This is a genomic window from Cystobacter fuscus, assembly GCF_002305875.1.
Taxonomy (GTDB): Bacteria; Myxococcota; Myxococcia; order Myxococcales; family Myxococcaceae; genus Cystobacter; species Cystobacter fuscus_A.
Window position 1 is genome coordinate 7455464 of the sequence record NZ_CP022098.1, and the last position, 26627, is coordinate 7482090.

Consider the following 26627-nt stretch of genomic DNA (forward strand, 5'->3'; position numbering starts at 1 on the left):
TCCTAGTTCATCTTCGAAAGCTGCTCGGCGAGCATGTGGGCGAGGTTGGCTTCGCTCAAACCCTGGAGGGCTTGTTCGGCCGGGACATCCTCCATCGGTCCGGGGGCTTCTTCCCGTGCGAACTCCAGGGGGATGAACGTGTTCACGAGCTGCTCCGCGAGCTTCTCGGTCGTGGGGTAGTTGAAGACGAGCGTGGCGGGCAGCGAGAGGCCGAGCCCGGTCTGTAGCCGGTTCTTGAGCTGCAGCGCCGCCAGGGAATCGATCCCCATCTCGTGGAAGCCCTGCTCCGGGTCGATCGTCTCGCTGGAGTTCAGGCCCCGCATCCAGGCCACCTGCTCGCGCAGGTAGTCCAGCAGCAGCTTCCGGCGCTGCGCGACCGGCGCCTCCGCGAGCTTCTCCAGGAACGTCGCGCGGGTCACCGTCCGCCCGCCGGCCTTCTGCCGCAGCTCCGCGTCGTACGGCGCGGGCCGGCCACCGCCGAACACCGCCCAGTCAATCGCGGCGACCCCGGCCTGCGCGACCCGGGCCGAGAGCAGGACCTCGAGCGCGCGAAGCCCCTGCTGCTTCGGGATGAGCCCGAACCCCGGGGTGCGGGCCTGCTCGCTGACATCGACCCGGGCCCCCGCGTCTCCCGCCCACACGCCCCAGTTGATGCTCAAGCCGGGCAGCCCCAGGGCCCGGCGATGGTGCGCCAGTGCATCCTCGAAGGCCGTCGCCGCGCAGTGGTTCGCCTGGCCCGCGGAGCCGACCAGCGAGGCCACCGACGAGAACAGCACGAAGTGCTCGATGGCGAGCCCCGCCGTCAGCAGGTGCAGGTTCCAGGCACCCCTCATCTTGGGCCGCAGCACCTTCTCGAACCGCTCCCAGCTCTGCTGCCGCAGCACGCCGTCGTCGAGAACGCCGGCCGAGTGGAACACGCCTCCCAGCGGCGCGATCTCCCGCTCGATCTCCTGGAAGAGCGCCGAGAGCTGGCCGTAATCCGCGATGTCCGTCTGTCGGTACTCGACGCGGACGCCCAGCTCGCGCAAGCGCGCCAGCCGCTCGGCCGCGTCCGAGCCCACGGGGCCACGTCCGGTCAGGACGAGGTTCCGCGCACCCCGGTCCGCCAGGAGCTCCGCCGTCAGCAGTCCCAGCCGTCCGAGCCCTCCGGCCACGAGGTAGCTCCGCTCAGGACGGAAGAGCTCCTTCCGCACCACGGGCGAGGCCACCAGCGTGCGCGCCTCGGCCTTGCGCAGCCGGGCGACGTAGCGTCCGTCACGCCAGGCCACCTGGTTGTCGGCCACCTTGGAGCGGCGGCGAATCTCCTGCACGAGCGCGTCGACCTGGGTCTTCGTCTCTCCCCGCGGATCGAGATCGACACAGCGGCAGTCCAGCTCGGAGGCCTCGATGGCGAGGGGCCGCGTCATCCCCCAGAGCAGCGACTGGGCAAGCCCCGGGAGCGGCTGCCCCGTCGTCACGGGCTGCGCGCCGCGGGTGACCAGCCACACCGCATTCGAGTAACCGCGCCCGAGCAGGTACTGCAGGAGCCCCAGTCCGCCGCCACATCCCAGCAGCGCGGCCTGGCCCAGACTCTCCTCCTCCAAGCGCTCCGCATCGGGGCCGTCGAGCCCCCACAGCAGAACGGCATCCGAGAACGAGCCCGGAAGGTCCAACGCACGCAGCGCCTCGGCGAGCGCCATGGGCTCCCCCGGCACCTCGAAGCTCGTCTCGTCGATCCGGCGAGCCACCGGGCCCCGGAACACGAGGACACAGGTCCGTCCGTCCCGCTCGAGCTCCCGCGCGAGCTGGCGCCCGAGCCCCGCGCGATCCGCGAGGATCAGACAAGGCCCACTGTCGACGGCCGGCGAGGTGGGGGCGGTGCCCTCCAGGGCGAGCGGCTCCCACCGGCGCTCATAGAGCCAGTCATCCAGCGAAGCCGCGACCGCCGCGCTCAACGCTTCCCGGCTCGTCCGCTGGAGCTCGAGCCCCCGCACCCGCGCCCGCGGCCGCCCATCGCCACCGAAGATGCGAACGTCGGCGCGCAGGCGCTTCCGGGCCTCGTCGAGCGGCCGCACCACCGCGTGGCTCCACACACCGTCCTCGAGCCCCCCCGAGAGCACGAGGCTCTCGATGTTCATGGGCACGTAGAGCTCGGAGCCGTCGGTGTCCGGGTAGGCACCGCCCACCACCTGGAGACAGGCATCCAGCAGGGCGGGATGCGCGAACCAGGCGCCGCTGCTCCCCAGCTCCGCGGGCTTCTCGATGCGACCCAGGACCTGCTCTCCGGCCTGGCGCAGCTCCGTGATGCCCCGGAACTCCGGACCAAAGTCGACGCCGAAGTCCTGGGCTCTCTGGTAGTAGTTCTCGACCAGGGGCGCGGCCCGCAGCTCCGCGAACACTCCCTCGAACGACTGCTCGGCGGCGGGCTTCTCGTCATCGCGCGACGCCGACAGGTTCCCCGTGGCGTGCAGGCTCCAACCCTCTTCCGTGCCATCCACGGCACGGCTGAAGATCCGGACCTCGGCCCCGCCGTCCTCCATGCGCTTCACCGCGCACTGGACCCTCCGCTCGGAGTCACGCGGAAAGGTCATCGCACCGAGGATGGACAAGCCCGTCAAACCCAGCTCTCGCGTCCCGAGCAGACTCGCTCCCGCGGCCAGTGCCATCTCGACGTAGGCGGTGGCCGGAAGGGTGGGAGTGCCAAAGACGCGATGCTGCCCGAGGAAGCCCGGCGCCGAGGGCCCGAGCGTCGTCTCGAACAACAGCTCTCCGGCTTCGAGGACCGCGAGCGGCACCCTGTTTCCGAGCAGCGGGTGCTCCTCCTGGGACACGATCCGGCCGTTGGGGCGCTGCAACCCGGCCCCCTCCTCCCAGAACCGCTGGCGTTGGAAGGGATAGGTCGGAATCGCCACCTTGCGCCGAGAGTAGCTGGCATCGAAGGCCGCCCAGTCGACCCGGGCGCCTCGGACGAACAGCCCCGAGAGGCTCTCGAGCATCTGCTGCCAGCCCCCATCATCCTGCCGCAGGCTGGGCAGCCATGTGCCCTCTCCCTCCGGCAGGCACCGCGCCGCCATTCCGAGCAGGGTCGCCTTCGGGCCGATCTCGACGAACACCCGGATTCCATCCCGGTGCAGAGAGGCCACCCCATCCGCGAAGCGCACGGGATTCCGGATCTGGCTGCACCAGTACTCCGGATCGGTGATGCCCTCCGTGATGGACTCGCCGGTCATGCCCGAGATCATCGGAATGGAGGGGCGCGAGTAGCGGATCGTGGAGGCGACAGCCCTGAACTCCGGCAGGATCGCCTCCGCCATGGCCGAGTGGGCAGCGCGCGGGATGTTCAGGCGCTTCACCTTGAAGCCCTGCCCCTCCAGCTCGCGGGCCAGGGCGTCGATCTCGCCCGGAACACCGGAGATGACCACGCTGTCGGGGCTGTTGAGGGCCGCGATGGAACTCGTCCAGCCGCCACGGGACAGGATCTCGCGCATCTGCGCCTCGCCCGCGGAGACCGCGATGTTGCCGCCCGCGGGGAGCTTGTTGATGAGCCGGCCGCGATGGACCGCCAGCTTCAGCCCGTCCTCGACGCTGAACACCCCCGCGATGCAGGCCGCCGCCAGCTCACCGGTGCTGTGGCCGAGCAGGACATCCGGCTGGATGCCCCAGGACATCCACAGCTCGGCCAGCGCGTACTCGAGGACGAAGATCACCGGCTGGGCGTAGTCGAGCTGATCGATGGGCGAGGCCTGCCCCGGCTCCGCATAGAGCACGGAGATCAGGGAGCGATCCCAGTACGCCCGGAGCAGCTCGTCGAACGCATCGATGCGCCGGCGGAAGCCGGGATGCGTCTGGTAGAGCTCGCGCGCGGCCCCGACGTACTGCGAGCCCTGCCCCGAGAACAGGAACGCGACCTTCGCCGACTGCTTCGGATCGATCGTCCCCTGCACCAGCCCCGGGTTCGCTTCCTTGCGCTCCGCCGCGCCCAGGAGTTCGGCCACGCGGCGGCGATCCGACCCCACCACGGAGAGTCGATGCTCGAAGGCGGTGCGGCCGGTGTTCGCCGAGAAGCACACGTCCGCGAGCGACACCTCGGAGCCCTCGAGCAGCGCCCGGTAGTGCCCCGCGAGCTGCAACAGCGCCGCCTCACTCCGCGCCGAGAGCGCCAGGACATGCCGGGAGCGGTCCTCCCGTGGCTCTCCGACCTCCACCAACGATGGGGGCGCCTCCTCCAGCACGATGTGGGCGTTGGTGCCGCCAATCCCGAAGGAGCTGATCCCCGCGCGGCGAGGGCCGTTCTCCACCACCCAGGGCGTGGCCTCGCTGACCACGTAGAAGGGGCCCCGCTGAAAGTCGATCCGCGGGTTCGGCTGCTCGAAGTGGAGCGAGGGCGGCAGCGTGCGGTGCTGGAGCGCCAGCACGACCTTGATGAGCCCCGCGATCCCCGCGGCGCTGTCGAGGTGGCCAATGTTGCTCTTCACCGAACCGAGCCCGCACGACCGGGGCGTCGCCTGCTCTCCGAACACCTGGGTCAGCGCGGCGACTTCGATGGGATCGCCGAGCGCGGTCCCCGTTCCGTGCGCCTCGATGTACGAGACCGTCCGTGGGTCGACTCCCGCCCGCTGGAGCGCTCCTCGCACCACGTCCACCTGGCCCCGGAGGCCCGGCGCCATGAACCCGACCTTGCGATGCCCGTCGTTGTTGACCGCGCTCCCCTTGATGACCGCGAGGATCCGATCACCATCCGCACGCGCCTGACTCAAGCGCTTGAGGACCACGACTCCCGCCCCGCTCCCGGGAACCGTGCCGCTGGTCCTGGAGTCGAAGGGCCGGCAGTGGCCGTCTCCGGAGAAGACGCTGCCCTCCTCGAAGAGATACCCCACTCGATGCGGAACCTTGAGCGCCACTCCGCCCGCGAGCGCCATGTCGCAGCTCCCATTGAGCAGCGCATCGCAGGCGGCCGAGATGGAGACGAGCGACGTCGAGCAGGCCGTCTGGAGATTGACGCTCGGCCCACGCAGATCCAGCTTGTAGGAGACCTGAGTGGCCAGGAAGTCCTTGTCCTGGGAGACGAGGTCCTGGAAGAAGCTGATCGGCCGCGTCAGATCCGGGTAGGGATAGCGGTAGTGGCTCACGCTCTTGCCCGCGTAGACGCCGACCACGGCTTCGCAGCCATTGGGCGGATAGCCCGCGTGCTCGAGCGCCTCCCAGGCGCACTCCAGGAACACGCGCTGCTGGGGATCCAGCGAGCGCGCCTCGCGATGCGAGAACGAGAAGAAGTCGGCGTCGAACTGGTCGAAGCCGTCCACCACCGCCGACGCGCGAACGTAGCGGGGATCCTGGAACGCGGTCGCGCTCACGCCAGCGGCCAGCAGTTCGTCATCGGTGAAGGTGCTGATCGACTCGACCCCCTCCACCAGGTTCCGCCAGAACTGCTCGAGGTTCGCGGCCCCGGGGAAGCGGCCGGCCATACCGATGATGGCGATGTCCTGGCCCTCCTGCTTCGGCGGCGCCTCCACCTCGGGCTCGCGGATCGCCTCGGACTTCAGCTCCGCTCCGGTGGCGCCGAGATACTCCATGAGCGCCCGAACGGTCGGGTGCCCGAACAGATCCACGACGGGGACCAGGACGCCCAGCTCCTCCTTGAGTCGGAGGTGAAGCTTGACCAGGTGGACGGAGTTGGCGCCGAGCTCGAAGAAGTTCCGCTCCGGGGGGACCTCCGGGACGCCGAACACCTCTCCCACCACCTTCGCCAGGGAATGCTGGAGTGCTCGCGCCTCGCCGCCGCCACCAGCGATCGCCGGGCTGCTCTCCACGCTCTTCTTCGCCTGGGGGACCTGATCCGGATGCGGCAACATCCGGCGATCCACCTTGGCGTTGCGGGTCAGCGGCAGGGCCTCCAGCACGACATAGGTCGCCGGCACCATGTGCTCCGGCAGCTTGCGCGCCAGGAACGCGCGGATCCGCTGGGTGTCGATCCCCCGCTTCACATCCACGGGGACGACATAGGCGACGAGCCGCTTCTCGTGGTGCTCGCCGACGGCCCCCACCACGGCCGCCTGGATGCTCGGCTCCTGCAACAGGGCGGCCTCGATCTCGCCTGGCTCGATGCGCTGGCCCCGGATGGAGAGCTGAAAGTCGACGCGGCCCAGGAACTCGATGGTCCCGTCGGGCAGATAGCGCCCGAGATCGCCCGTGCGATAGATGCGCTCCCCGGTGCGCGGGTGGACGGTGAACTTCTTCGAGCCCGCCCCCGCGCCGACGTAGCCCTTCGACACGCCGATGCCCGCGCAGCACAGCTCGCCCGGCACCCAGATGGGCCGCTCGTCCAGATGCTCGTCCAGCACGTAGTACTTCGTATTGGGGATCGGCTTTCCGTACGGGATGCTGCGGCGGCGCTCGTCCGCCTCCACCACGGGGTGGGTGATGTTCCACAGCGAGGTTTCGGTCGGGCCTCCGACGCTCACCACCTTCACATCACCGAATCGGGCTCGCAGCCGCGAGGGCATGGTGACGGCGATCCAGTCTCCGCCGAGCATCACGTGCCTCAGCGGACAGGAGAGCCGGACGTTGCCTCCCTCGAGGTACGTCAGCAGCATCTCCATCATCGCCGGCACGGTGCTCCAGATCGTGACGCCGTGCCGGGCCATGAGCTCGGCCCAGTGCGAGGGATCGCGGCGCGTGGAGGCGCCCGGCATCACCATCGCGCCGCCCGCGCTCAGGATCCCGAAGATGTCATAGACGGAGAAGTCATGGTGGAGCGCGCTCAGGGCGATGAGCCGGTCATCCGGCCCCACGCCGAACTTCCGGTTCGTCCACTCGATCGCGTTGACCATCCCCGCGTGGGTGAGCATCGCCCCGTTGGGCTGGCCCGTGGAGCCCGAGGTGTAGAGGATGTGCGCGAGGTCCTCGGGGCGCTGCACGGGCGACAGCGGCGCATCGCTGTACTCGCTGAAGGCCTCGGGAGTGATGACCAGGACCTGGGTACCTTCCGGCCACGGCTCCTGGGCGAACTTCGGCTGGGTCACCACCCACGTGGCGCCACCGTTCTCCATCATGTAGGAGCGGCGCTCGAGCGGCAGCCCGGCGTCGATGGGCAGGTAGGCCGCGCCGGAGCTCAGGATTCCCAGCACGGCCACGACCTGCTCCCACCCCTTCTCCATCACCACCGCGACGATGCGGTTGGGCGCGGCCCCTCGCTCACGCAACGCGTGCCCGAGCCGGCTGGAGCGCCGGGCCAGCTCGCCGTAGCTCAGCGAGACGGTCGACGAGACCAGCGCGAGCGCTTCCGGCCGCGCGGCGGCATTCCGGAAGAAGCCGGTATGGAGCAGCGCTCCGCTCAGCGGGCGGACCGTGCCGTTGACGCGGGAGAACAGCTCGCGTTGCCGGGCGGGCAAGGTGTCCAGGCCCCCCTGCTCCCAGGCCGCGTCATCCTCCGACAGGCGGCGGAGCAGCGTGCAGAAGCTGGCGAACATGTCCTCGATCATGCCGGGCGGGAACAGTTCCTCCGCCACGTCCCAGTTCAGGAAGACGCCGCCCTGCTGGTAGACGATCTGCAGATCGATCCACACCTGGGGTGTCTGGGTGAGCGCCTCGATGAGCTCGCCGAACTCGTTCGCCAGGAAGTCGACCCAGTGGGAGTCCCGGCTCTTGGAGTGGGAGGCGAAGCTCGTCATGACCACCGGCATGATCGCGCCGGAGATCTTGCCCTGGAGCCGGAACAGCTCTCGCAGCAGATCGACGCCACTCACCTCGCGGTGCTCGAGCGCGAGGAGGAGCTGCTCACGGATCGCCAGCGCCCGCTCGGTGAAGCTCCGCTCCGGTCGGTGATCCACCTCGATCAAGGTGAAGCTGGCGAAGGTCCCGATGATCTCATTGACCTGCGGATGGATCGGCAGGCGGTTGAAGTGCGGGACGTTGAGCGTGAAGCGGGGGCTCCGGCTCCAGCGGGCGATGATCTCGGCATAGGCCGCCAGCAACAGCTCCGGCTCCGTCAGGCGGCGCGCGCGAGCACGCTGCTTGAGGCGCTGCCACACCTCGGGCTCCAGGCGCTCGAACCAGCGGCGGAAGCGAGGACGCCGCAGCGTGCTGGGATCCCGCTCGAGCGGGAGATCCGGCGCCGGTGGGAGGTTGGGCAGGCGAGACCGCCAGTACTCCAGGGACCGCGCATAGCGCGATCCGCGCGCCTGATGCACGGCCAGCGCGTAGTCCCGGAACGACAGCTCGAGCCGCGCGGGAGTGGGAGGCACCCCGGGGTGCTTGTAGAAGTGCACCAGCTCCCGATAGAGGATCTGGAAGCTGTAGCCGTCGATGAAGGTTCCATCGACGCTCATGAAGAGGCGCGCCCGGCCGTTGTCGAGCAGGCACACGCGCAGCTCGAACAAGGGCCACTGATCGAGCGACAGCACCTGCTGGGACAGCCGCTCGCGGATGGCCACGAACCGCGCCTCCGCCTCCTCCTGGCTCCATCCGCGCAGATCCTCCACTGGAATCTGGTAGCGCGGGACGGTGGGCAGGATGCGCTGCTGGAACTCGGGGAGCGCCACCGCGCGCAGCATCTCGTGGCGGGCGATGACCTGGTTCCAGGCCTCCTCGAAACGCGCCAGATCGAGCTCGCGACAGTCGATCTCGTTGTACGCGTGCATCGCCGCGTTCATCTCGAGCCCGGCCTGCCGACCCACGCTGTAGGCCTGCTGGATCTCGGTCATGGGGAACGGCTCGAACCGTTCCTCGGGCCGGGGCACGGCTTGCGGCGGGGAGTCCACCAGGGGCGCGTGCTGCTCGGCCAGGAGGGCCAGCAGCGCCGCCTTGTTCGCCACGAGCTTCTCGCGCAGCCCTGCTGGGATTTCACCGGAGGGGGCGTCGACCGCCAGGTTCTCGCCTTCCACCGACAGCTTGATGCCGTGGTGGGCCAACTCCTGAAGGAGCTCTCTCAGGTTCATAGCAGGACCCGCTTCGATTCAGGACGCTCCGAGGAGGCCGCGCCGAGCACGCTCGCGACGGCGAGCTTCTCCAACAACTCCACCGTCACCTGCTCGATGGAGCGCTCATCGACAAAACTCTTGAGTGGCAAGCTCACCTCGAGTTCCCCCATCACCATGTCCCTCAGCTCGAGCACCATGATGGAGTCGAACCCCAGGGAGTCGAACGTATCCTTGGAGGAGAAGCGCTCCGGAGGGTTGCGGCTCACCTCCCCCACCATCTCCTTGAGGCGGGCCACCAACACGCCGTGCCGTTCGGAGCTATCGAGTGAGAGCAGCGCATCGCGCAGCTTGCGCGGCGCCTTGTCCACGACGCGCTCCTCTTCCTGGGCGACCCGGCCGCGGAACAGGGAGGATGCCGCCACGGACGGATGGCTCTTCCCCCACCGCTCCGCATCGAAGCGGGCGATGCCCCGGGTGACGGGGCCGTCGGCGAGAGTGAGGGCCATCGCCGCCAGGGCCTCCTCGACGGACATGGGAGCCATGCCGCGCTCCGCGAGCCGCTCCCCGCGTCGCTCGTCCGTGGTGGCCATGCCTACCTCTCCCCAGCTCCCGTAGTTGAGGCTGAGCGCCGGCAGGCCACGCGAGCGCCGCAGGTGGGCCAGCGCATCGAGGAAGGCGTTCCCCGCGGCGTAGTTGGCCTGTCCGGGAGAGCCGATCAGCGATGCGGTCGAGGAGAAGAGGACGAACTGCTCGATCGATGCATCCGTGGCGAGCATGTGGAGGTTCCAGGCTCCATCCACCTTCGGACCCATGACGGTCTCGAAGCTCCGAGGCTCGAGCTGCAGCAGCGAGCCGTCGGCCAGGACGCCGGCGCAGTGGAAGATGCCTCCCAGGGGAGGCCCCGCGCGCCGGAGGTCCTCGAGCATGGCCGCGAGCGCTTCCGGTCGGCTCACATCGACCTGGAAGGTCTCCACCCGCGCCCCCGCAGCCCGCAACGGCGCCAGGGCCTGACGGGTCTCCGCCGTCTCGCCCTTCCGTCCACACACCGCGAGGTACCGCGCGCCACGGCTCACCAGCCAGGAGGCCAGGCGAAGCCCGATGCCTCCGAGCCCTCCCGTGATCAGGTACGTGCGGTCCTTCCTGGGGCGGAACGCGCCCGCGCTTCCCGGCGTCCGCCGTCCCTGGGTGAGCGAAGGAACCAGGCGTCGGTCTCCGCGCAGGACGACCTCATCATCGTCCAGGGCAGGAGCCAGCCGGCGTCCGAGCTCGGCGACGAGCTCGCGGAGCGACTCCGGACCGGAGGCGGGATCGGCATCGATCCGCTTGCACGCGAGCTCCGGATGCTCGTACGCGATGACGCGCCCAAGCCCCCAGAGTGGCGCTCCCGCGATCGACCCGGGCCCCGCCTCACTCCCCGTGATCTGGGCGCCCCGGGTGACGAGATACAGACGCGGAGGCTTCGGCGCGGCCACGTGCGCCAGCGCCTGCACGAGCGACGTCACGGCAATGGCCTCGCGCCGGACCACCGCGCGCGGTCCTTCGAGTGTCTCCGGGTGGCTGGAGCCCGCTCGGAAGATGATCCCCCGAAGCTCCTGGCCGTCCGCGGCCAGCTCCGCCAGGAGGCGGGAGAAGGACTCCCGGCCGGTCAGCTCGAGGCGGTAGTCCCGGGCAGACACCTTTTCATAAGAGGGACCCGCGCTGGCCACGACCACCGAGCCACCCGCCGCGACCAACCCATCCCGGAGTTCCGCGGCGACCTCGGACTCCTCGGCGATGACGAGCCACGTCCCGTCCGCCCGGACCTGCTCGGAGCCCGCCCCTCGGACATTCCATGAGAGTTCACAGAACAGCCCCTGCAGGGCCTCCGCGTTCTCCACCCCGCCCTCCACCACGACGGGCTCCACCTTCACGGACTCCCGCTCCCCATCCCACCAGAAGCGCTCGCGCTGCCAGGGGTACGTCGGAAGGACCGCCTTCCTCGCTCCGGGGTAGAGGCTCTCGAACCGGATCGAGAATCCCTCACAGTAGAGCCGCGCGGCGCTGCTCAGGACTCCGTACCGGACATCACCCTCCGCGGGGCTCGCGGGCAGCGCGAGCACCTTCCTGCTCCGGCGCTGCGCCGCGGCCTCCAGCTCCTCGCCCAGCGAGGGATCGCACGCGAACTCCAGGAAGGCGGACGCGCTGCGCTCCAGGAGGTGCTCGGCGAGCAGATCCAGCTCCAGCCTGCCCTTGGACGCCTGCCGTTTCGTCCAGAAATCGGCCGGCACCGTACCGCCCGTCCCGATCCACTCCTCTTCGGAAAGGGAGAGGAACGGGCACTTCGCCGGCTGGGAACGAATCGTCGGGGCCGCCGGTCCCTGGAGCACGAGCCGGACCGCCTCCTCCACGCCGAGCACCCCCGCGACGACGCCCGCGGCGACCTCCCCCTTGCCGTAGCCCGCGACGGCGGCGGGCTCGACGCCGTACGACCGCCACAGCTCCGCCAGACAGAGCTGGAAGGCGAGGAGGGCCACGGGGCTGGCGGCGTCCCGCTCCACGTGCTCGATGAGCGACCACCCCGCCACCTGGCGGATCACCCCATCCAGCTTCTCGACATGGCCACGGATGCTGGCCTCCCGCAGCAGCTCGCGCAGGGCCCCGGCCTTCCCAGCTCCGGTATCTCCAAAGACGAAGACCGCCTCACGCCCTCCCGCGGCCTTGACCTGTCCGCGGAAGATCCCCTCGCCGCCACGCCCATCCGCGGCGGTCCGCAGCAGCTCACACAGCGCCTCGGGCGTCCGGGCGGCGAGCGCCAGGCGCTGCTCGTGATGCGACCGCCCCGCCCCCGCCGTGAAGCAGCAATCCCGGAGGCTCTGCGTGGAGCCGGCCGTGAGCTGACGGAGCCAGGCGCCGGCGAGCTCACGCAGGGCCGGCTCGCCGCGCGCCGAGAGTGGCAGCAGGTACGGCCCGGAATCCGCAAGCTCCGAGGCCTTCTCACGGTACGCCTCGACGAGCGCATGGGCGTTCACGCCGCTCATCCCGAACGAACTCACGGCGACCAGGTGCGGGGTGGCCTTGCCCGCCAGCGGCGTGCGCTCCCGAGGAACCGCGAGCCCCGAGCCTTCCCAGGCGAACTCGGGGTTCGGGTGCTCGAAATGAATGGAGGGCGGCAGCTCTCCAGCCTGGAGCACCAGCACCGCCTTGATCAGCCCCGCGATCCCCGCGGCCGCCTCGGTGTGACCGATGTTCGGCTTCACCGAGCCAACCCACAGCGGCCGCTCCGGAGTCCGCGAGCCACCGTAGACCCGCGACACGCCCTCGAGCTCGATGGGATCCCCGAGCCGGGTTCCCGTCCCATGCGCCTCCAGGTAGTCCACCTGCCCGGGCTCGACACCGGCACGCTGGAGCGCGATCCGGTACAGCGACTCCTGCGCCCGGACGTTCGGCACCGTGAGCCCGCCGCTGGCGCCATCGTGGTTCATCGCCGTTCCGCGAATCGTCGCGAGGATCCGATCCCCATCGCGAACCGCATCCCGGTAGCGCTTCAGGATGACCACGCCACAGCCCTCGCCCTGCACCATGCCGTCGGCCGCGCGATCGAACGCGCGGCAGCGGTTGCTCGGGGAGAGCGCCCCGGCCTTGGACAGGAACACGCTGAGCTGCGGGGAGAGGATGAGCTTCACGCCCCCCGCGATGGCCAGCGTTGACTCTTCCGTGCGCAGGCTCTGACACGCCAGATGCACCGCGGCCAGCGAGGAGGAGCAGGCGGTGTCCACGGCCATGCTGGGACCCTCGAGCCCAAGCAGATAGGAGAGCCGCCCGGCGACATAGCTGGCGTCCACCCCCGTGGAGTAGTGGGCACCGACCTTCTCCAGTCCTCCCTCCATGGCGAACGCATAGTCCTTGGCATGGACTCCGGCGAACACGCCGGTCCGCGTCCCCACGAGCTGGTGCGGCGGGATTCCCGCGTTCTCGAGGGCCTCCCAGCTCACCTCCAGGAAGAAGCGCTGCTGCGGATCCATCCCCTCGGCTTCCCGCCGCGAGATCCGGAAGAACTCCGCGTCGAACCTGTCAACGCCGTCGACGAAGGCCGCCCGGCGCAAGTACATCTTCCCGGGCTTGGAGGGATCGGGATCATAGAGTCCCTGGAGCGCCCGCCGGTCGGCCGGGAGCTCCGTCACCGCCTCGCCGCCTCCCCACAACAGCTCCTGGAAACGCGCGGGACTCACCGCGCCACCTGGGAACCGGCAGCCCATGCCGATGATCGCGATCGCGCCATCCTCCGCTCGAGTGCCAGCCGCGAGCTTCTTCTGCAGCTTCTCGATCGTGAGCAGGGCTTGCTGCAGGGGCGTCAGCTCCATCGGCGAACCGTCCTTTCGACTCATCAGTCGACCTCGATGCTGACTTCGGCCAGCTTCCGGGCAATCAGCTCTTGGGCCTGCTCCTCGGACAACCCGGCGATGCGCTCCATCAACCCCTGCTCATCCTGGGCAGGCGCGCTCGCGCGGCTCCCGGCCTCCGAGCCGACCGCGGTCCGGGACTCCACGAGGGCCAGCAGCCGCTTCGCCAGCAGCTCCAGCCGTGGGTGCTCGAAGAAGATCGTCGTGAACAACGTGACGCCGAGCTCTCTCGAGATGCGATCCTTCAACGCCGTGGCGCCGATGGAGTTCAGCCCCAGCTCGAAGAAGGTCCTTCCTCGCGTGTCGAGCTCGGCCGGGTCCACCTCCAGCACGTCCGCGACCTGGGCGCGGAGGAACTCCATCAGCCGCGCCTCGCGCTCGCCCGCGGGAGCCTCCTGGACTCGACGGGAGACAACCACCTCGGAAGGCGGTGAGACGGACGGAGCTGGCCGCGAGTCCGTGGGCGCGCGGCACACCTCCTGGGGAGACAGCCACTCTGGCCACAGGCGCTGCCGCTGGAAGGGGTAGAGCGGAAGGCTCACACAGCGCCCGCCGACTCCAGGGAACGCCTCCCGTGAGAGAACGCCACCGTCGACATAGGTGCGCCCGGCCTCGACGAGCCCGGGAAGCAGCCCTTCCTCCACCAGGAGCGCCTGCCCGGAGGCGCGAGCGAGCTCACCGAGGAGCCCCATCAGTCCGTCCCGTCCCCGGGCGATCACCGCGGCGCGGTGGCGGTGGTGCTGCCGCTTGAACGCGGCCGTGAAGCAGACGTCTTCCAGCGTGCAGTCACTGGCGGGCGTCTCCGCGAGGAAGTCCCGGAGCCGCATCGCCTGCTGGCGGAGCGCCTCCGGGGTGAGCGCGGAGAGAACCAGGAGATGGCCGGGAGCATCCACGCCGGACGGTTCCGCCGCACGGACCTCCGGAGCGGCTTCCAGGACCAGGAAGGCGTTGGAACCACCGAGCGAAGTGGACACGACACCGGCCCGCCTCGGCTCTCCCGTCCCCCGCTCGGGCCAGTGCTCCAGCTTCGACTGGATCGTCAGCCCGAGCGCCTCGAATGCGATCTGGGGATTGGGCGCGTCCACGTGGATCGTCGGCGGCAAGGTGCGGTGGTACAGGGACAGACACACCTTGATGAACTGCGCGATCCCCGCCGCCGCGCCCATGTAGCCCAGGTTGTTGCTGACCGCGCCGAGCCGGCAAGGGAAGGAGCGCCGCTCCCCGAGCGCCTCGCTGATGGCGATGGCCTCGGCGGCGTCCCCCTTGAGGAAGGAGGAGCCATGGAGCTCGACATAGTCCAGGCTGGCGGCCTCCACGCCCCCCCACTCACAGGCCCGGCGGATCACCTCCGCCTGCGCCGGGGCGCTGGGAGCCATGATCCACTCGTTGCGCCCGTTGTGGTTGACGGCGCTGCCGCGAATCACCGCGTACACGCGATCACTGGCGTCCACCTTGGACAGGGGCTTGAGCACCACCACTCCAGCGCCTTCACCGCGGACGTAGCCGTCGGCCTCCGCATCCAACGTCCGGCACTGTCCTCTCGCCGAGAACACGCCCGCCTGGGACAGCATGATGCTGCTCTCGGGCGAGAGCATGAGTTCCACGCCGCCGACGAGTGCCAGATCCACCTCGCCCAGCGTCAGGCTTCGGCAGGCTTCGTGGAGGGCCGTCGTCGAGGAGGCACACCCCACACTCGAGCAGGTGCTGGGGCCCCGGAGATCAAATGCATAGGAAATCCGGTTCGCCGCGAACGAGGCCGTCGTGCCGAGCAGGGCATACCCATCGAGCGCCGCCCAGTCACGCGCGAGCATCCGCTGATAATCATTGAAGTTGATGCCCACGAAGACACCCGTGCGGCTCCCGCGCAGGGCATCGAAAGGAATTCCAGCGTCCTCCAGCGCGTGCCATGCGCTTTCGAATAGCACACGGTGCTGGGGATCCATGTTCCGCAGCTCTCGCTTGGACAGACGGAAGGCGTTGGGATCCGCCGTCTCCACGCCCTCGATCAATCCAGCGTGGCGGTTGCGGATCTTCCCCGGGCGGTCAGGAGCCGGATCGTGGAGCGACCCCAGCTCCCAGCGTTCAGAGGGAATCTCCCGGGTCGCGTCAATTCCATCGCATAGCAGCTTCCATAACGAACGCGAACACTCCGCCCCAGGCATTCGGAGCCCAAATCCAACAATGGCTATCGCATCATGCTGCATAAAATCCGCGCTTCTCTGGCCCCACCCAATCCGCTCAGAACTCGACAGTCGCGTGCCACCCTAGGGTACGCTGACTTGGAGCGTCAAGGACTTTGCCCGTCTTTTTTACAGACCCAAATCAACCAACCAGAAGCACTCACATTCCGGCACCTCCAGCTTCTCGATCTGGAAGATTGCCCACCGCGACGCTCGCCCCGCGTCCACCATGTGTCTTGACGGTTCGCGCCAGAGAGGGAGAGAGTCCGGGGTCATCCAGAAAGGTCTCGGCACGCAGCCTCGAGGCCCAGACGGCACACAGGCACCAGACTTCCGGAGCGCGCAGTCCTTCGTCCCGGCGGTCTACCAGCGCGTCAAGGAACACATGGACTTCAGTTGGACGAGCGAACAGACAGAGTTATACGAGCGAGCACTGGCCTTTTCCCGGGCGAAGCTGGCCGAGGACAGGCACACCGGGCATGGTCTCCCTCGTGAGCTGTGGCAACGGTGTGGTGAATTCGGCTTCCTGGGCCTGCCCGTGCCCGAGCGTCACGGAGGACTCGGGCTGGACACGCTGACGACCGCGCGAGTGATGGAGGCGCTGGGGCGTGGCTGCGCCGACACGGGCCTGGTCTTCTCCGTGGGAGCCCACCTCTTCGCGTGCGTGCTTCCCATCCTGGAGAGTGGGGACGACGAGCAGAAGGCCCGCTACCTCCCACGTCTGTGTTCGGGGGAGTGGGTGGGCGCCAACGCCATCTCCGAACCAGAGGCCGGCTCCGATGTCTTCGCCCTCAAGACGCGCGCGGTGCGCGAGGGCGACAGCTACGTGCTCGATGGGGGGAAGAGCTACGTCACCAACGGTCCGTCCGCCGACGTGTTCCTGGTCTACGCCGTCACCAACCCCGCGCACGGCTACATGGGCTTGAGCGCCTTCCTCCTCGAGAAAGACACGCCGGGCCTCTCGGTGGGAAGGCCCTTCGAGAAGATGGGGCTGTCCACCTCGCCCACCTCCCCCATCTATCTGGAGGGCTGCCGGGTGCCCGCCTCCGCCCGGCTCGGTGCCGAGGGTCACGGCGCACCCCTCTTCAAGCGCTCCATGCAGTGGGAGCGCGCGTGCCTGTTCGCCGGCTACGTGGGCGTGATGGAGCGGGTGATCGAGCAGACGGTGGACTTCGCCCGACAGCGCAAGCAATTCAAGCGGCCGATCGGAAAGAACCAGGCCATCTCCCACCGGCTGGCGGACATGAAGCAGCGGCTCGAGGCCTCGCGGCTGCTGCTGTACCAGGCCTGCTGGCGGATGGATCGAGGCGAGGAGGCGGTGATGGAAGTGTCGCTCGCGAAGCTGGCGATCAGCGAGGCCGCGGTCCAGTGCGGCCTGGACGCCATCCAGATCCACGGCGGAATGGGGTACATGACCGAGACGGGAATCGAGCGGGTGCTGCGCGACGCCATTCCCAGCACGATCTTCTCCGGCACCTCCGAGATTCAACGCGACATCATCGCCAGCCACCTGGGCCTATGACACTCGATCAGATCGTGAGCCGCACCGCGGCGCGGACCCCCGAGGCCATCGCCGTCAAGGGCCCGGATGAGACGTTCACCTACGGCCAACTGGACGCGCTCGCCAACCGGATCGCCCGCGCCCTGCGGGAGATGGGGGTGAAGAAGGGGGATCGGGTGGGCCTGTGGACGGAGAAGTCCGCGCGCGCGGTGGCCGCGATGCAGGGCATCGCCCGGCTCGGTGCCGCCTACGTCCCGCTGGATCCGCTGAACCCGGCGGGGCGGACGCGGCTCATCCTCGAGGACTGCCGGATGGACGTGCTCGTGACCACCGCCACACGCGCGGCCGGGCTGCGCGACGGTGGCATGGACCGGCTCCGCTTCCTGCTGGTGGACGACGAGGGCCCGGAGCTCGCGTGGGCCCGGCTGTCCGGTTTCTCCTCCGAGCCGCTGCCCTGGCATGGCTCGGGTGACCACGAGCTGGCCTACATCCTCTATACGTCCGGTTCCACGGGAACGCCCAAGGGCGTGTGCATCAGCCAGCGGAACGCGCTGGCCTTCATCCAGTGGTGTCACGAGCTGCTGGGCACCACCCCCGCCGATCGCTTCAGCAACCACGCTCCGTTCTTCTTCGATCTCTCGGTCCTGGATCTCTATGCGGCATTCCTCGGCGGCGCCTCCGTCACCCTGATCCCGGAGACGCTGGCCTTCGCGCCCGAGAAGCTGGTGGAGCTGGTGCTGCGCGAGCGGTTCACCGTCTGGTACTCGGTGCCCTCGGCGCTCATCCTGATGATGCAGGACGGTGGGCTGTTGAAGCACCCGGAGCTGCCCTTCCGGGCCATGCTGTTCGCGGGAGAGCCCTTCCCCATCAAGCACCTGAGACCCCTGCGCGAGCACCTGCGAGGCGCACGGTTCTTCAACCTCTACGGCCCCACCGAGACGAACGTCTGCACCTTCCACGAGGTGACGGACATTGCCCCCGAGCGCACCGAGCCGGTTCCGATCGGCCGCGCGAGCTGCGGAGATCGGGTCTGGCTGGCCCGGCCGCCAGCGGATTCCGAGGAAGCACGGCAGGGGGGCGACGCCGAGGTGGGTGAGTTGATGGTGGAGGGGCCCACGGTGATGCTGGGCTACTGGGGCCAGCCGCCTCAAGAGGACCGGCCGTACGCGACCGGAGACCTCTGCCGCCAGCTCCCGGACGGAAGCTTCGAGTACCTCGGGCGCCGCGACAACATGCTGAAGGTGCGGGGACGGAGGATCGAGCCCGGAGATATCGAGGCGGCGCTGCTCACCCACCCGGACATCCGCGAAGTGGGCGTGGTCGCCGCGGGCTCCGGCATCGAGGCGAGGCTGGTGGCCTTCCTGGTGAGCGCCTCCGAGACAGCGCCCTCGCTGATCAAGGTGAAGCGGCACTGCGCCGATCGGCTCCCGCGGTACATGATCATCGACGAGCTCCGCGTGCTGCCGGAGCTGCCGCGGACGCAGAATGGCAAGCTCGATCGGCGGGCGCTGCGTGAGCTGGCGCAGCGGCGCCCGTCGAGCGAATGAGCGGGTCGGCCCCACTCCAGAAATCCCGCCGGGAATAAACAGGAAAAGGCGCGTAGGAGAGTCGAGGGGGAGGCCGCGCGCGAGGCCCTCCTCCGGACAGCTCCGGCTCCCGCCGTGCCCCGACGTCGGGCGCGAGCGGAGCCGTCTCTTCCTCGAACGGAGTCCCGCATGTCTTCCCCCATCCGCCGACTCGCGGCAGGCATCGCCGCGAGCGGAATCCTCATGTCCCCGCTCTCCCAGGCCGAGGCCGCGGAGTGCGGCCGGTATCTCCCCACCCTGGCGGACTGCCAGAACCCCGTGACGGAGTGCGCCCTCCAGGCCCGTGAGAAGGCGAGAACGGACCCCAACGCCACCTGCAACACCCTCATCCAGCAGGCGGCCAACTCCCTCCCGGCCCGCGCGCCCCAGCGCACCGTGGTGGTGCCTCCCACCCGCGACGTGAACAACACGAGCCTCACGCCGGATGCCGCCACCAAGCTCGCCTACATCCAGAACGAGGACCCCAACACGCGCACCATGAGTGGCCTGTCTGGCTTCTACCTGGGAGGCGTGCACAGGGCCCAGACCTATCTGCCTTCCTCCGGATTGTACGCCAGCCTCCTGGAGAGTCAGCGCCAGCAACAGCGCGCCGCGTGGAACGCCAACGGCAACGTCATCGACTCGTGCAACGAGTATGTCTACGAGAAGTACTACGACTACAGCGTCTTCGAGGATGCCTTCGTCAAGCTGGGCAACAACTACCGCGCCATCTTCAACACCGCGTACGCGCCCGCGGTCAATGGCGTCACCCCGGCCTCGGCCATCGGGACGCGGGGCATCGTCAACCCCGTGCTGCGCGGCAAGGACGGTACGCCCTTCACTCCCAACATCCCCTTCCAGGCGGGTCTGCCCAAGAATCAATTCTTCACGGTACCGCTGCCCGCCGGCGACAAGGTCTCGATCGCCACGGGTGACAAGGATCAGGTCACCATCCTGCCGGGCCTGGTGACCGTCACGCTGAAGAACCTGCACCGCAATGGATTGTCACTCACCGGTGTCGTCTTCAATGACAGCACGCTCAAGCCCACCATCGACCAGGGCGCCAGCTACTACAACGAGAGCTGGAGCTGGCACAAGGCGATGAGCGAGACCAACGCGGGGCTGCTGGACGAGCAGATGTATGAGATGGACCGGCTGCAGGAGGACTTCGCCGCGCTGCTCGCCCAGCGCGAGTCCCTGGCGGCGACCCTCGCCGCCAAGCTCCAGCCCAAGCCGCTGCCCGTGTACACCACCGGAGGAACGGGTCCGGGCCGCTTCTCGGAACAGTATTGGAGGGATCCCGTCTGGAACCCGGATCCCACGAGCGTGATCCAGGCGGCCCGGTGGGATCTGGACGTGCTGTCGCCGATGACCCTGCCTGGCCTCGCCCCGGCCTCCCTGTCCGTGGCGTCCACCCCGTCGGCCCTTCCGCCGACCCTTCCGCCCATCACCCCCACCATCCCCAACGTCCCCATCTTCGACATCCCGGTGGTGTCGCTGGCCTGCTCGGGCAATCAGATCATCTGCCTGCTCTACCGGCTGGAGGCCCTGGATGACGCCATCGAGGCGGCCCTGCTCAACGCCAAGGCACGCGGCTGCCTCTCCTTCCAGCGCGGCGGAGGCGCCGCCGCGTGTGACTGGTCTCCCAAGCGCTTCGCGCAGCGGGTGACCTCGCTGTACCAGGGGAAGCGCGAGCAGCAACACGCCAGGTGCATGGACTACACCGACGACAACTTCGCCGCCCTCAAGAGCAAGGCCATGTCGGCGGGCACGGTCTACTACCCGCCCACGAACTACACCCTCAGCCCCACCATGCTGGAGACGTACTTCACCCGCCGGGACCTCTACCTCAAGGCCCTGTCCACCGTGGCCGGAGGGCTGCTGGATCCCGTCACGGACAAGCCGCGCCTGAAGTGGGAGTCGGGAGACAGCTACAGCATGGGCAATGACACCTTTGGCGCCTCCGCCGAATACAACGTGTCCCTGTCGGTCGACAACCTGAGCAAGACCGACGCGTGTGTCATGTCCCCCCGGGTCCATGGCTTCTTCAAGGCCTCTGGCAGCGCGTTCGGCCACGGCGTCTCCCTGGTGCAGGCGGAGGCCACGGTGTCCGATGTCCGGGCCGACATCGACCTGGATGTCCTCGACAACACCATCCATCTGGTGGACGAGCACAAGGACTTGATCGCCGGCACGTACAACCTGGTGTCCGGCGCGAAGTCGGCCAGCAAGACGTTCGTGGACGTGCAGACCCACTTCGTCATCGTGGTGGTGCCCGTCACGCTCGGCGCCAAGGTGGCCGGCACGGTGGGCCTCAACTACGCCCTCGACGCCTCGCACAAGCTGACCCGGCCGACGCCGACGAGCTGCGTCGTGTCCTCCATCGGGGTGAACGGCCGGGTGGAGCCCTATGCCTCGGTGGATGCCGAGCTGTACGCGGGCGTGGACCTCTTCATCGTCGAGGCGGGAGTCAAGGGCAAGCTCCAGCTGGTGCACGCGGGAATCCCTCTCAACACCGTCGCGGAGCTGTCCTACGGCGCCAACAACAGCCAACAACTCGGGCTCCAGCTGGCCGGCCGCGCGGATCTCAAGTTCACCTTCCTGTCCGGAAGCATCGCCGGCTACGCGGAGGTGGGCGTCTGGCCTTTCGAGAAGAACTTCGAGCAGACCCTCATCAGCTGGGACGGCCTGCACTACGACCTGAAGCTCTTCGACCGGGACTTCTCGGTGCCGGTCGCGGACCTCCAGGAGTTGCTGTAACCGCGCTGCTCGGGGCTCCGGTCCCACCGGAGCCCCGCCCTTCCCCTCCCCCACCCGGAACCTCCTCATGAACCCGCGCAAGGCGCTCGTCGCCGGCATCCCGCTCGCGCTGCTCTCCCTCCTCGCCCTCTGGAATGCCCTGGGCTCGCCCACTCCCTCCCAGGACGCCTCCTCTTCCCCCGCGCCCTTCCGCCTCCACGTTCCCACCGGACAGCGCTGGACCTACCGACTGGACTACGAGGCCCGGACCCAGGTCCAGCTCGCTGGCCCCCAGAAGGACCAGGCGCTGGCTGGAGGACTCCACCTCGCGGGGGACCTGGTCCTCCGGGGTCAGGGGAAACGTGGCGGCTCGTGGCTCGTGGCGCTGAGACTGGAGAACCTCCAGCGGCACTCGCTGCGGGTCTTCGGCCAGGAGGTCCTCCCGGACACGGCCACCGTGGAGGCGGTGTTCGGCGGACGCGAGGCGGTGCTGGAGCTCAGCGAGGAGGGCCTCGTCCAGGCCGTCTCCTTCCGGGAGGAAGACCCCTCGCTCTTCAAGAACACCGTGCAGACCCTGGTGGGGGAGCTCCAGGTGGTGGTGAAGGACGGCGCCTCGTGGACGGTGGAGGAAGGCACCTCGCGGGGTCGCGCCCTGACGGAGTACGAGCGGCTGGGAGAGGACGCGTCGGGGGTGAGGCTGCTCAAGCGGCGCACGCGGTACACGGAGCTCCGGGGCCTGGGGCAAGACGGACGCGTGCGGCTCGCCTCGCGCTTCGAGGCGTCCCTGGCCCACGAGGGCCTCTGGGAGCGGCTCGTGGGCGAGGAGACCGTGGAGCGCCTGGGTGCGAACGGTGAGCCCACGGCCTCCACCCAGGTCCGGGTGAGCCTGGTGCGCGGGACCCACGGCCGTGTCGAGCGGGAGGACCCCGCGCGCACGGCCGCGACCCAGCGGCTGGCGCCAGGAGTCCTGGTGGTGGATCCCAAGGTACGGGCGCAGATGCTGACCCAGCAGGTGGATGGCATGACGGCCGAGCGGCTCTTCTCCCTGCTCGAGCTCCACGCCAACGGGGGCGTCCTGCCGGATCACAACCACTTCCTGCTCCAGGCCACGGGGCTGCTGGAGCAGCACCCCGAGCTGTGCGCGAAGATGGTGGAGCTGTTCCAGCGGCCCTCGCTGGACACCCGGGGCCGCGCGCTGGTGTTGGATCTGCTCGCCGGCACGGGCACGCCCGAAGCCCAGGCCGCGCTCGTCCAGGCTCTCTCCACGAAGGAGGCACGGGGCGACACGCGCTATCACATGCTGCTCAGCCGCCTGTCCCTGGTGAGCGAGCCCACCGTGGACACGGTGCGCTTCGCGGAGCGGACCTACGGGGCCACCCAGGGAGACCTCCATGTGTCGAGCGCCTACGTGCTGGGCGCGACCGCCGGAGCGCTCTACCGTCAGGAGCAGTCCGTCGAGGCCCTCGCCGCGGTACGGCGTCTGGCCTCGGATCTGGGCGAGGCCCGGACGCCCTCGGAGCAGAGCCACCTGCTGCTCGGACTGGGCAACGCGGGAGTCGCCGAGCAGACCTCGCTCATCGCCCGCCATGCCGGCTCGTCCAGCGCCGAGGTGCGACGAGCCACGGCCAAGGCGCTGCGGAAGATCCAGACACCCGAAGCGGCCAGCACCCTGCTGTCCCTGGTGGTGGACGCGGAGGCTCCCGTCCAGGCCGCGGCGATGGACTCGCTGGGCCGGCGGCCCCTGGACTCGGACACGCTCGTGCGGCTGCGTGATGTGGCCCTCTCCGGCGGAATGAAGACCGAGAATTATCATCCGCTCGTGTCATTGGTGGCGCCCTACCTGCAAACCGAGCCGGCCGTGAGAGATCTGCTGGAGTTCCTGCTGACCCAGGACGTGCCGGATCGGCAGATCCGCTCGCGTATTCGCGGCCTGCTGGAGACATGACGCACGAACTCGTTAGAAGGAAATGATTGACCGACGCGTCAAGGCCGCTGGGCCTCCTCGGCCCCTGCGCTCCAGCCCGCCCCCCCTGGGCCGCAGTGTGGAGGCAGGCGAAAGGTGCTGGCGGATGTGACGGCCCCCGCTGGGGTGCGCTCGATTTCGGGGAGTCCCTTGAAACCAATTCGGGTCCTTTGACACCTGTTCGGGGACACCTGTTCGGGGCCCACCCGACACCGTATCACCCTCCCCTCGTCTTCCACCTCTCCATCCCCTCCGGAGCGACCCCTGAAAGCCATCCGCCTGTTGTCCGCCTGTTTCGCGCTCACCGCCTGCGCCAGCCCTCACACCGCATTCGCACCCGGCGTCGCCGCACCGCCCGCCGTGAAACTCTACGCGCTCGACTGCGGCCACGTGGACTACTCCGACGTCGGCTCGCTGGTCGACGATGGCTCGATGAAAGGCGTCGCCCGCGCGTTCGTCGTTCCCTGCTACCTCATCCGCCATCCGAAGGGCGACCTGCTCTGGGATTCCGGCGTCCCCGAGAGCATCGCGGACATGCCGGGCGGCCTGCGTCCCCAGGGCGCACCGTTGCATATCGAGGTCCCGAGGAAGCTCACCGCCCAGCTCCGCGAGCTCGGGCTGGCACCGGCCGACATCGACTTCCTGTCGTTCTCGCACATGCATTTCGACCATGCGGGCAACGCCAATCTGTTCGCCAGCGCGACGTGGATCGTGGATGCGGACGAGCGCGCCGCGGCGTTCTCCGACGCGGCCCGCGAGCGCGGCGAACTCGCCGCCTACAGTGCCCTGGAGCACGCGAACACCGTGCGACTCGAGGGCGACGGTGCACACGACGTGTTCGGCGACGGCATCGTGACGATCCACCCGGCCCCCGGCCACACGCCCGGACATACCGTGCTGCTCGTGAAGACGGCGAAGGCCGGCGCCGTCCTGCTGACCGGCGACCTGTGGCATCTGCGCGAGTCGCGCGAGCGGCGTCTGGTGCCGTCGTTCAACACCAGCCGCGAACAGACGCTCGAGTCGATGCGCCGCGTGGAAGCACTGGCGAAGGCCTCCGGCGCCCGCGTGATCCGCCAGCACGTGCCCGAGGATTTCACCGCGCTGCCGGCGTTTCCGGCCCCGCTGGAGTAGCCCCGGGGCTGACGCGTCACTTCGGTCAATTCGCTCGCCCCGCGCTTGAGGGCGCCCCTGTCCCTCCTATGCGTTTGTATGCGTTTGACAGCTTGCCAGCCCCCAGCCGATGATTTTCGCCAAGGAGGCGCCTCACGATGACCATCACCATTACCGCCTTTGAGCGGTCACCCGATGGCGGCAAGGGACTGGCGCGTGATACGCGCGTTCGCTGGGCGCTTGAAGAAGTGGGCCAACCCTACGAGGTTCGCCTTGTTTCGTTTCGCGCGATGAAGGAACCCGCGCATCTGGCACTTCATCCTTTCGGCCAGATTCCCACCTATGAGGAAGGCGATCTCGCCCTGTTCGAGACAGGCGCGATCGTCTTCCATATCGCCGAGCACCATGCGGGACTGCTGCCGGAGGATGCCAATGCCCGAGCGCGCGCGATCACATGGATGTTTGCCGCGCTCAACACGGTGGAGCCGCCGATCCTCGAGCTCGCAAACGCCAGGCTTCTGGAGGACGACAAGCCCTGGAGCAAGGAGCGCCTGCCGCTGGTCGAGGGTCGTGTCCGCGCCCGGTTGGAACAACTTTCCGCTCGCCTGGGCGATGCCGACTGGCTCGATGGTGCGTTCAGCGCGGGCGACCTGTTGATGGTGTCGGTGCTGCTCAGGCTGAAATCGTCGGGTATTCTGGACGAATACCCGAACCTGGCTGCCTATGTCGCCCGCGGCGAAACGCGGCCCGCCTACAAGCGGGCTTTCGCCGCGCAATTGGCGACCAACACCGCCCAGCCACCGAACGACTCTGATTGAGCCGGGGTGCCTCAGCTCGCGGCGGCGAAGCCCCCGTGGAACGTCACGGGGATGGGGTGGTCGAAGTGCACGGTCGCCACGGGACCGTCCTCGAGGTGCTGTCCGTCCAGGACGGCGACATAGGAGTGGTCGCTCGTCGCGTCGTAGACGAGGTCGAGCACGAAGGCGTCATCCTCCCCCTCGCCACGCGGCACGAGCACGGGCTCGCTCGGCACATGCCCGGCCGGCACGGCCCACTCCGCGCCGCTCCCGCCGTCGAGCGCGATGCGCGTAATCCCCGGGTACTTCCGGTCCGCGCCCTGGCGCCTGGTCTGCGCGAAGAGGGCGCCGTAGCGCGCCCCGTGCACCCGCGGGTGCAGCTGCGGGAACTCACAGGGGGCGTCGAAGAGCTTCGTCTCACGCACCTTCCCGGCCTTCAGGTCCAGGTGCAGGCGCGTCAGCACCGGGGGCGGCCCCTTCCCCTCGACCTCGCCGATGCCGTCGAGCGAGAACTCCGGGTAGCGGCACAGGTCGATGCTCGGACCGCCTTCCTCCTCGAAGGCATTCGCGAAGTGCCAGGTCCAGAAGGCATCGAGTTCGAAGGTGCGTGGCCTCTGGATGTCGTCCAGTGGAACGACGATGAGCCGCGCTCCGAGCTCCGGCTTCCACTGGAAGAGCTTCGTGAAGTCGGCCAGGCCCATCATCGCGCGCAGGAGATTGAGCTTCACCGGCCCCAGGAAGAGGATGAGGTGCCGCTCGGTCGCGATGAAATCGTGCAGCATGGCGTGCCAGGGCGCCTCGACCGTGCCGAGCTTCGAGGGGGTTCCCTCATCCGGCAGCGCGTAGAGGTCGATGAGCATCTTCGAGCCATAGCGGACGCCGAAGTTGAAGGTCGTCCGCAGCGAGGCGACGCGGTGCGGGTGCGCGGAGAAGGCGCCTGTCACCACGCCCAGGTCCGTGGCCTCGAGCGTGTCCAGCGTGCCCGGGTCCATCTCCTGCAACAGGCCACCTTCCATCAGCGCGAAGAGCCGGTCCTGCCACCAGAAGGTCGAGGTGTTCCCCGTCGTCTTCCCCGTGGCGGCGCGCGCGGCGCGCATGCGGTCCAGCCACGAGGCCGCCGAGTTGAAGAGAAACCGCCCCGCCTTCTCCTCCGCGCGGTAGCCGGCACTCTCGACGATGCGGCAGGCACCCCGCGCGCCACCGCCCTCGAAACGCACCGCCGTGATCGCTCCATCCGCCTCGAACGCATGCGAGAGGCTCGCACCGAAGCGCTCGAAGAGGCCCGGTCCCGCTCGGAAGAGCGTGCCCCGGAGCGGCTCGGGAAGCCGCCCCTCGACCCGCAACGGCTCGAAGCCGTGGGGCCGGGAGAGCGACCGCAGGAGAGGACTCACGGCGTTCTGGCTGGTCATCGACACTGCTCCTCGGAAGGGTGGACCCGCAACGGGATTGAAAGTAAGTGAGTCTTACTTACTTTGCAATGGACTTCGTTTCCGGTC

Annotated in this window: 10 protein-coding genes; 6 read left to right on the forward strand and 4 right to left on the reverse strand. The window is 68.9% G+C overall.

Annotated features, from left to right (window positions below):
- Nucleotides 1-2 precede the first annotated feature (2 nt).
- Genes CYFUS_RS30085 through CYFUS_RS30095 form a run of 3 tightly spaced genes read right to left on the reverse strand, consistent with a single transcriptional unit; the run spans nt 3 to nt 15438 of the window.
- Complete coding sequence (locus CYFUS_RS30085) at nt 3-8915, reverse strand: hybrid non-ribosomal peptide synthetase/type I polyketide synthase (protein WP_095988362.1); 8913 nt, start codon at nt 8913-8915, stop codon at nt 3-5.
- Nucleotides 8912-13261, reverse strand: coding sequence for an SDR family NAD(P)-dependent oxidoreductase (locus CYFUS_RS30090; protein ID WP_198316173.1), 4350 nt, complete (start codon nt 13259-13261; stop codon nt 8912-8914). Before CYFUS_RS30090 ends, CYFUS_RS30085 begins: the two co-directional genes overlap by 4 nt.
- Nucleotides 13261-15438 (reverse strand): beta-ketoacyl synthase N-terminal-like domain-containing protein, encoded by a 2178-nt coding sequence (locus tag CYFUS_RS30095; RefSeq protein WP_232536892.1) that lies wholly within the window; start codon nt 15436-15438, stop codon nt 13261-13263. The genes CYFUS_RS30090 and CYFUS_RS30095 overlap by 1 nt, the downstream gene beginning before the upstream one ends.
- A gap of 403 nt (nt 15439-15841) precedes the next feature.
- Between CYFUS_RS30095 and CYFUS_RS30100 the strand changes: the two genes are divergently transcribed.
- The 6 genes from CYFUS_RS30100 (at nt 15842) to CYFUS_RS30125 (ending at nt 25152) form a co-directional block, all read left to right on the forward strand.
- Nucleotides 15842-16978, forward strand: coding sequence for an acyl-CoA dehydrogenase family protein (locus tag CYFUS_RS30100; protein WP_095988365.1), 1137 nt, complete (start codon nt 15842-15844; stop codon nt 16976-16978).
- Complete coding sequence (locus CYFUS_RS30105; protein ID WP_095988366.1) at nt 16975-18504, forward strand: amino acid adenylation domain-containing protein; 1530 nt, start codon at nt 16975-16977, stop codon at nt 18502-18504. The genes CYFUS_RS30100 and CYFUS_RS30105 overlap by 4 nt, the downstream gene beginning before the upstream one ends.
- Before the next feature lie 168 nt (nt 18505-18672).
- Nucleotides 18673-21282, forward strand: a complete 2610-nt coding sequence (locus tag CYFUS_RS30110; protein WP_095988367.1) for a hypothetical protein — start codon at nt 18673-18675, stop codon at nt 21280-21282.
- Nucleotides 21283-21349: 67 nt separating this feature from the next.
- Nucleotides 21350-23206: a HEAT repeat domain-containing protein gene (locus CYFUS_RS30115; RefSeq protein ID WP_095988368.1), complete on the forward strand. Its 1857-nt coding sequence runs from the start codon at nt 21350-21352 to the stop codon at nt 23204-23206.
- Between the two features lie 300 nt (nt 23207-23506).
- Nucleotides 23507-24355 (forward strand): N-acyl homoserine lactonase family protein, encoded by an 849-nt coding sequence (locus CYFUS_RS30120; RefSeq protein WP_232536893.1) that lies wholly within the window; start codon nt 23507-23509, stop codon nt 24353-24355.
- Nucleotides 24356-24492: 137 nt separating this feature from the next.
- On the forward strand, nt 24493-25152 hold the full coding sequence (locus tag CYFUS_RS30125; protein ID WP_095988369.1) for a glutathione S-transferase family protein: 660 nt from the start codon (nt 24493-24495) through the stop codon (nt 25150-25152).
- 11 nt (nt 25153-25163) lie between these two features.
- Here the strand turns inward: CYFUS_RS30125 and CYFUS_RS30130 are convergent, their stop codons facing one another.
- On the reverse strand, nt 25164-26540 hold the full coding sequence (locus CYFUS_RS30130) for a carotenoid oxygenase family protein (protein ID WP_095988370.1): 1377 nt from the start codon (nt 26538-26540) through the stop codon (nt 25164-25166).
- Between the last annotated feature and the right edge of the window lie 87 nt (nt 26541-26627).

What these genes read in the sequence shown, in the direction of transcription:
- CYFUS_RS30130 (WP_095988370.1), bottom strand. Translation starts at nt 26,540, where the DNA reads ATGACCAGCCAGAACGCCGTGAGTCCTCTCCTGCGGTCGCTCTCCCGG.
- CYFUS_RS30125 (WP_095988369.1), top strand. Translation starts at nt 24,493, where the DNA reads ATGACCATCACCATTACCGCCTTTGAGCGGTCACCCGATGGCGGCAAG.
- CYFUS_RS30090 (WP_198316173.1), bottom strand. Translation starts at nt 13,261, where the DNA reads ATGAGTCGAAAGGACGGTTCGCCGATGGAGCTGACGCCCCTGCAGCAA.
- CYFUS_RS30100 (WP_095988365.1), top strand. Translation starts at nt 15,842, where the DNA reads ATGGACTTCAGTTGGACGAGCGAACAGACAGAGTTATACGAGCGAGCA.
- CYFUS_RS30115 (WP_095988368.1), top strand. Translation starts at nt 21,350, where the DNA reads ATGAACCCGCGCAAGGCGCTCGTCGCCGGCATCCCGCTCGCGCTGCTC.
- CYFUS_RS30105 (WP_095988366.1), top strand. Translation starts at nt 16,975, where the DNA reads ATGACACTCGATCAGATCGTGAGCCGCACCGCGGCGCGGACCCCCGAG.
- CYFUS_RS30085 (WP_095988362.1), bottom strand. Translation starts at nt 8,915, where the DNA reads ATGAACCTGAGAGAGCTCCTTCAGGAGTTGGCCCACCACGGCATCAAG.
- CYFUS_RS30095 (WP_232536892.1), bottom strand. Translation starts at nt 15,438, where the DNA reads ATGCCTGGGGCGGAGTGTTCGCGTTCGTTATGGAAGCTGCTATGCGAT.
- CYFUS_RS30110 (WP_095988367.1), top strand. Translation starts at nt 18,673, where the DNA reads ATGTCTTCCCCCATCCGCCGACTCGCGGCAGGCATCGCCGCGAGCGGA.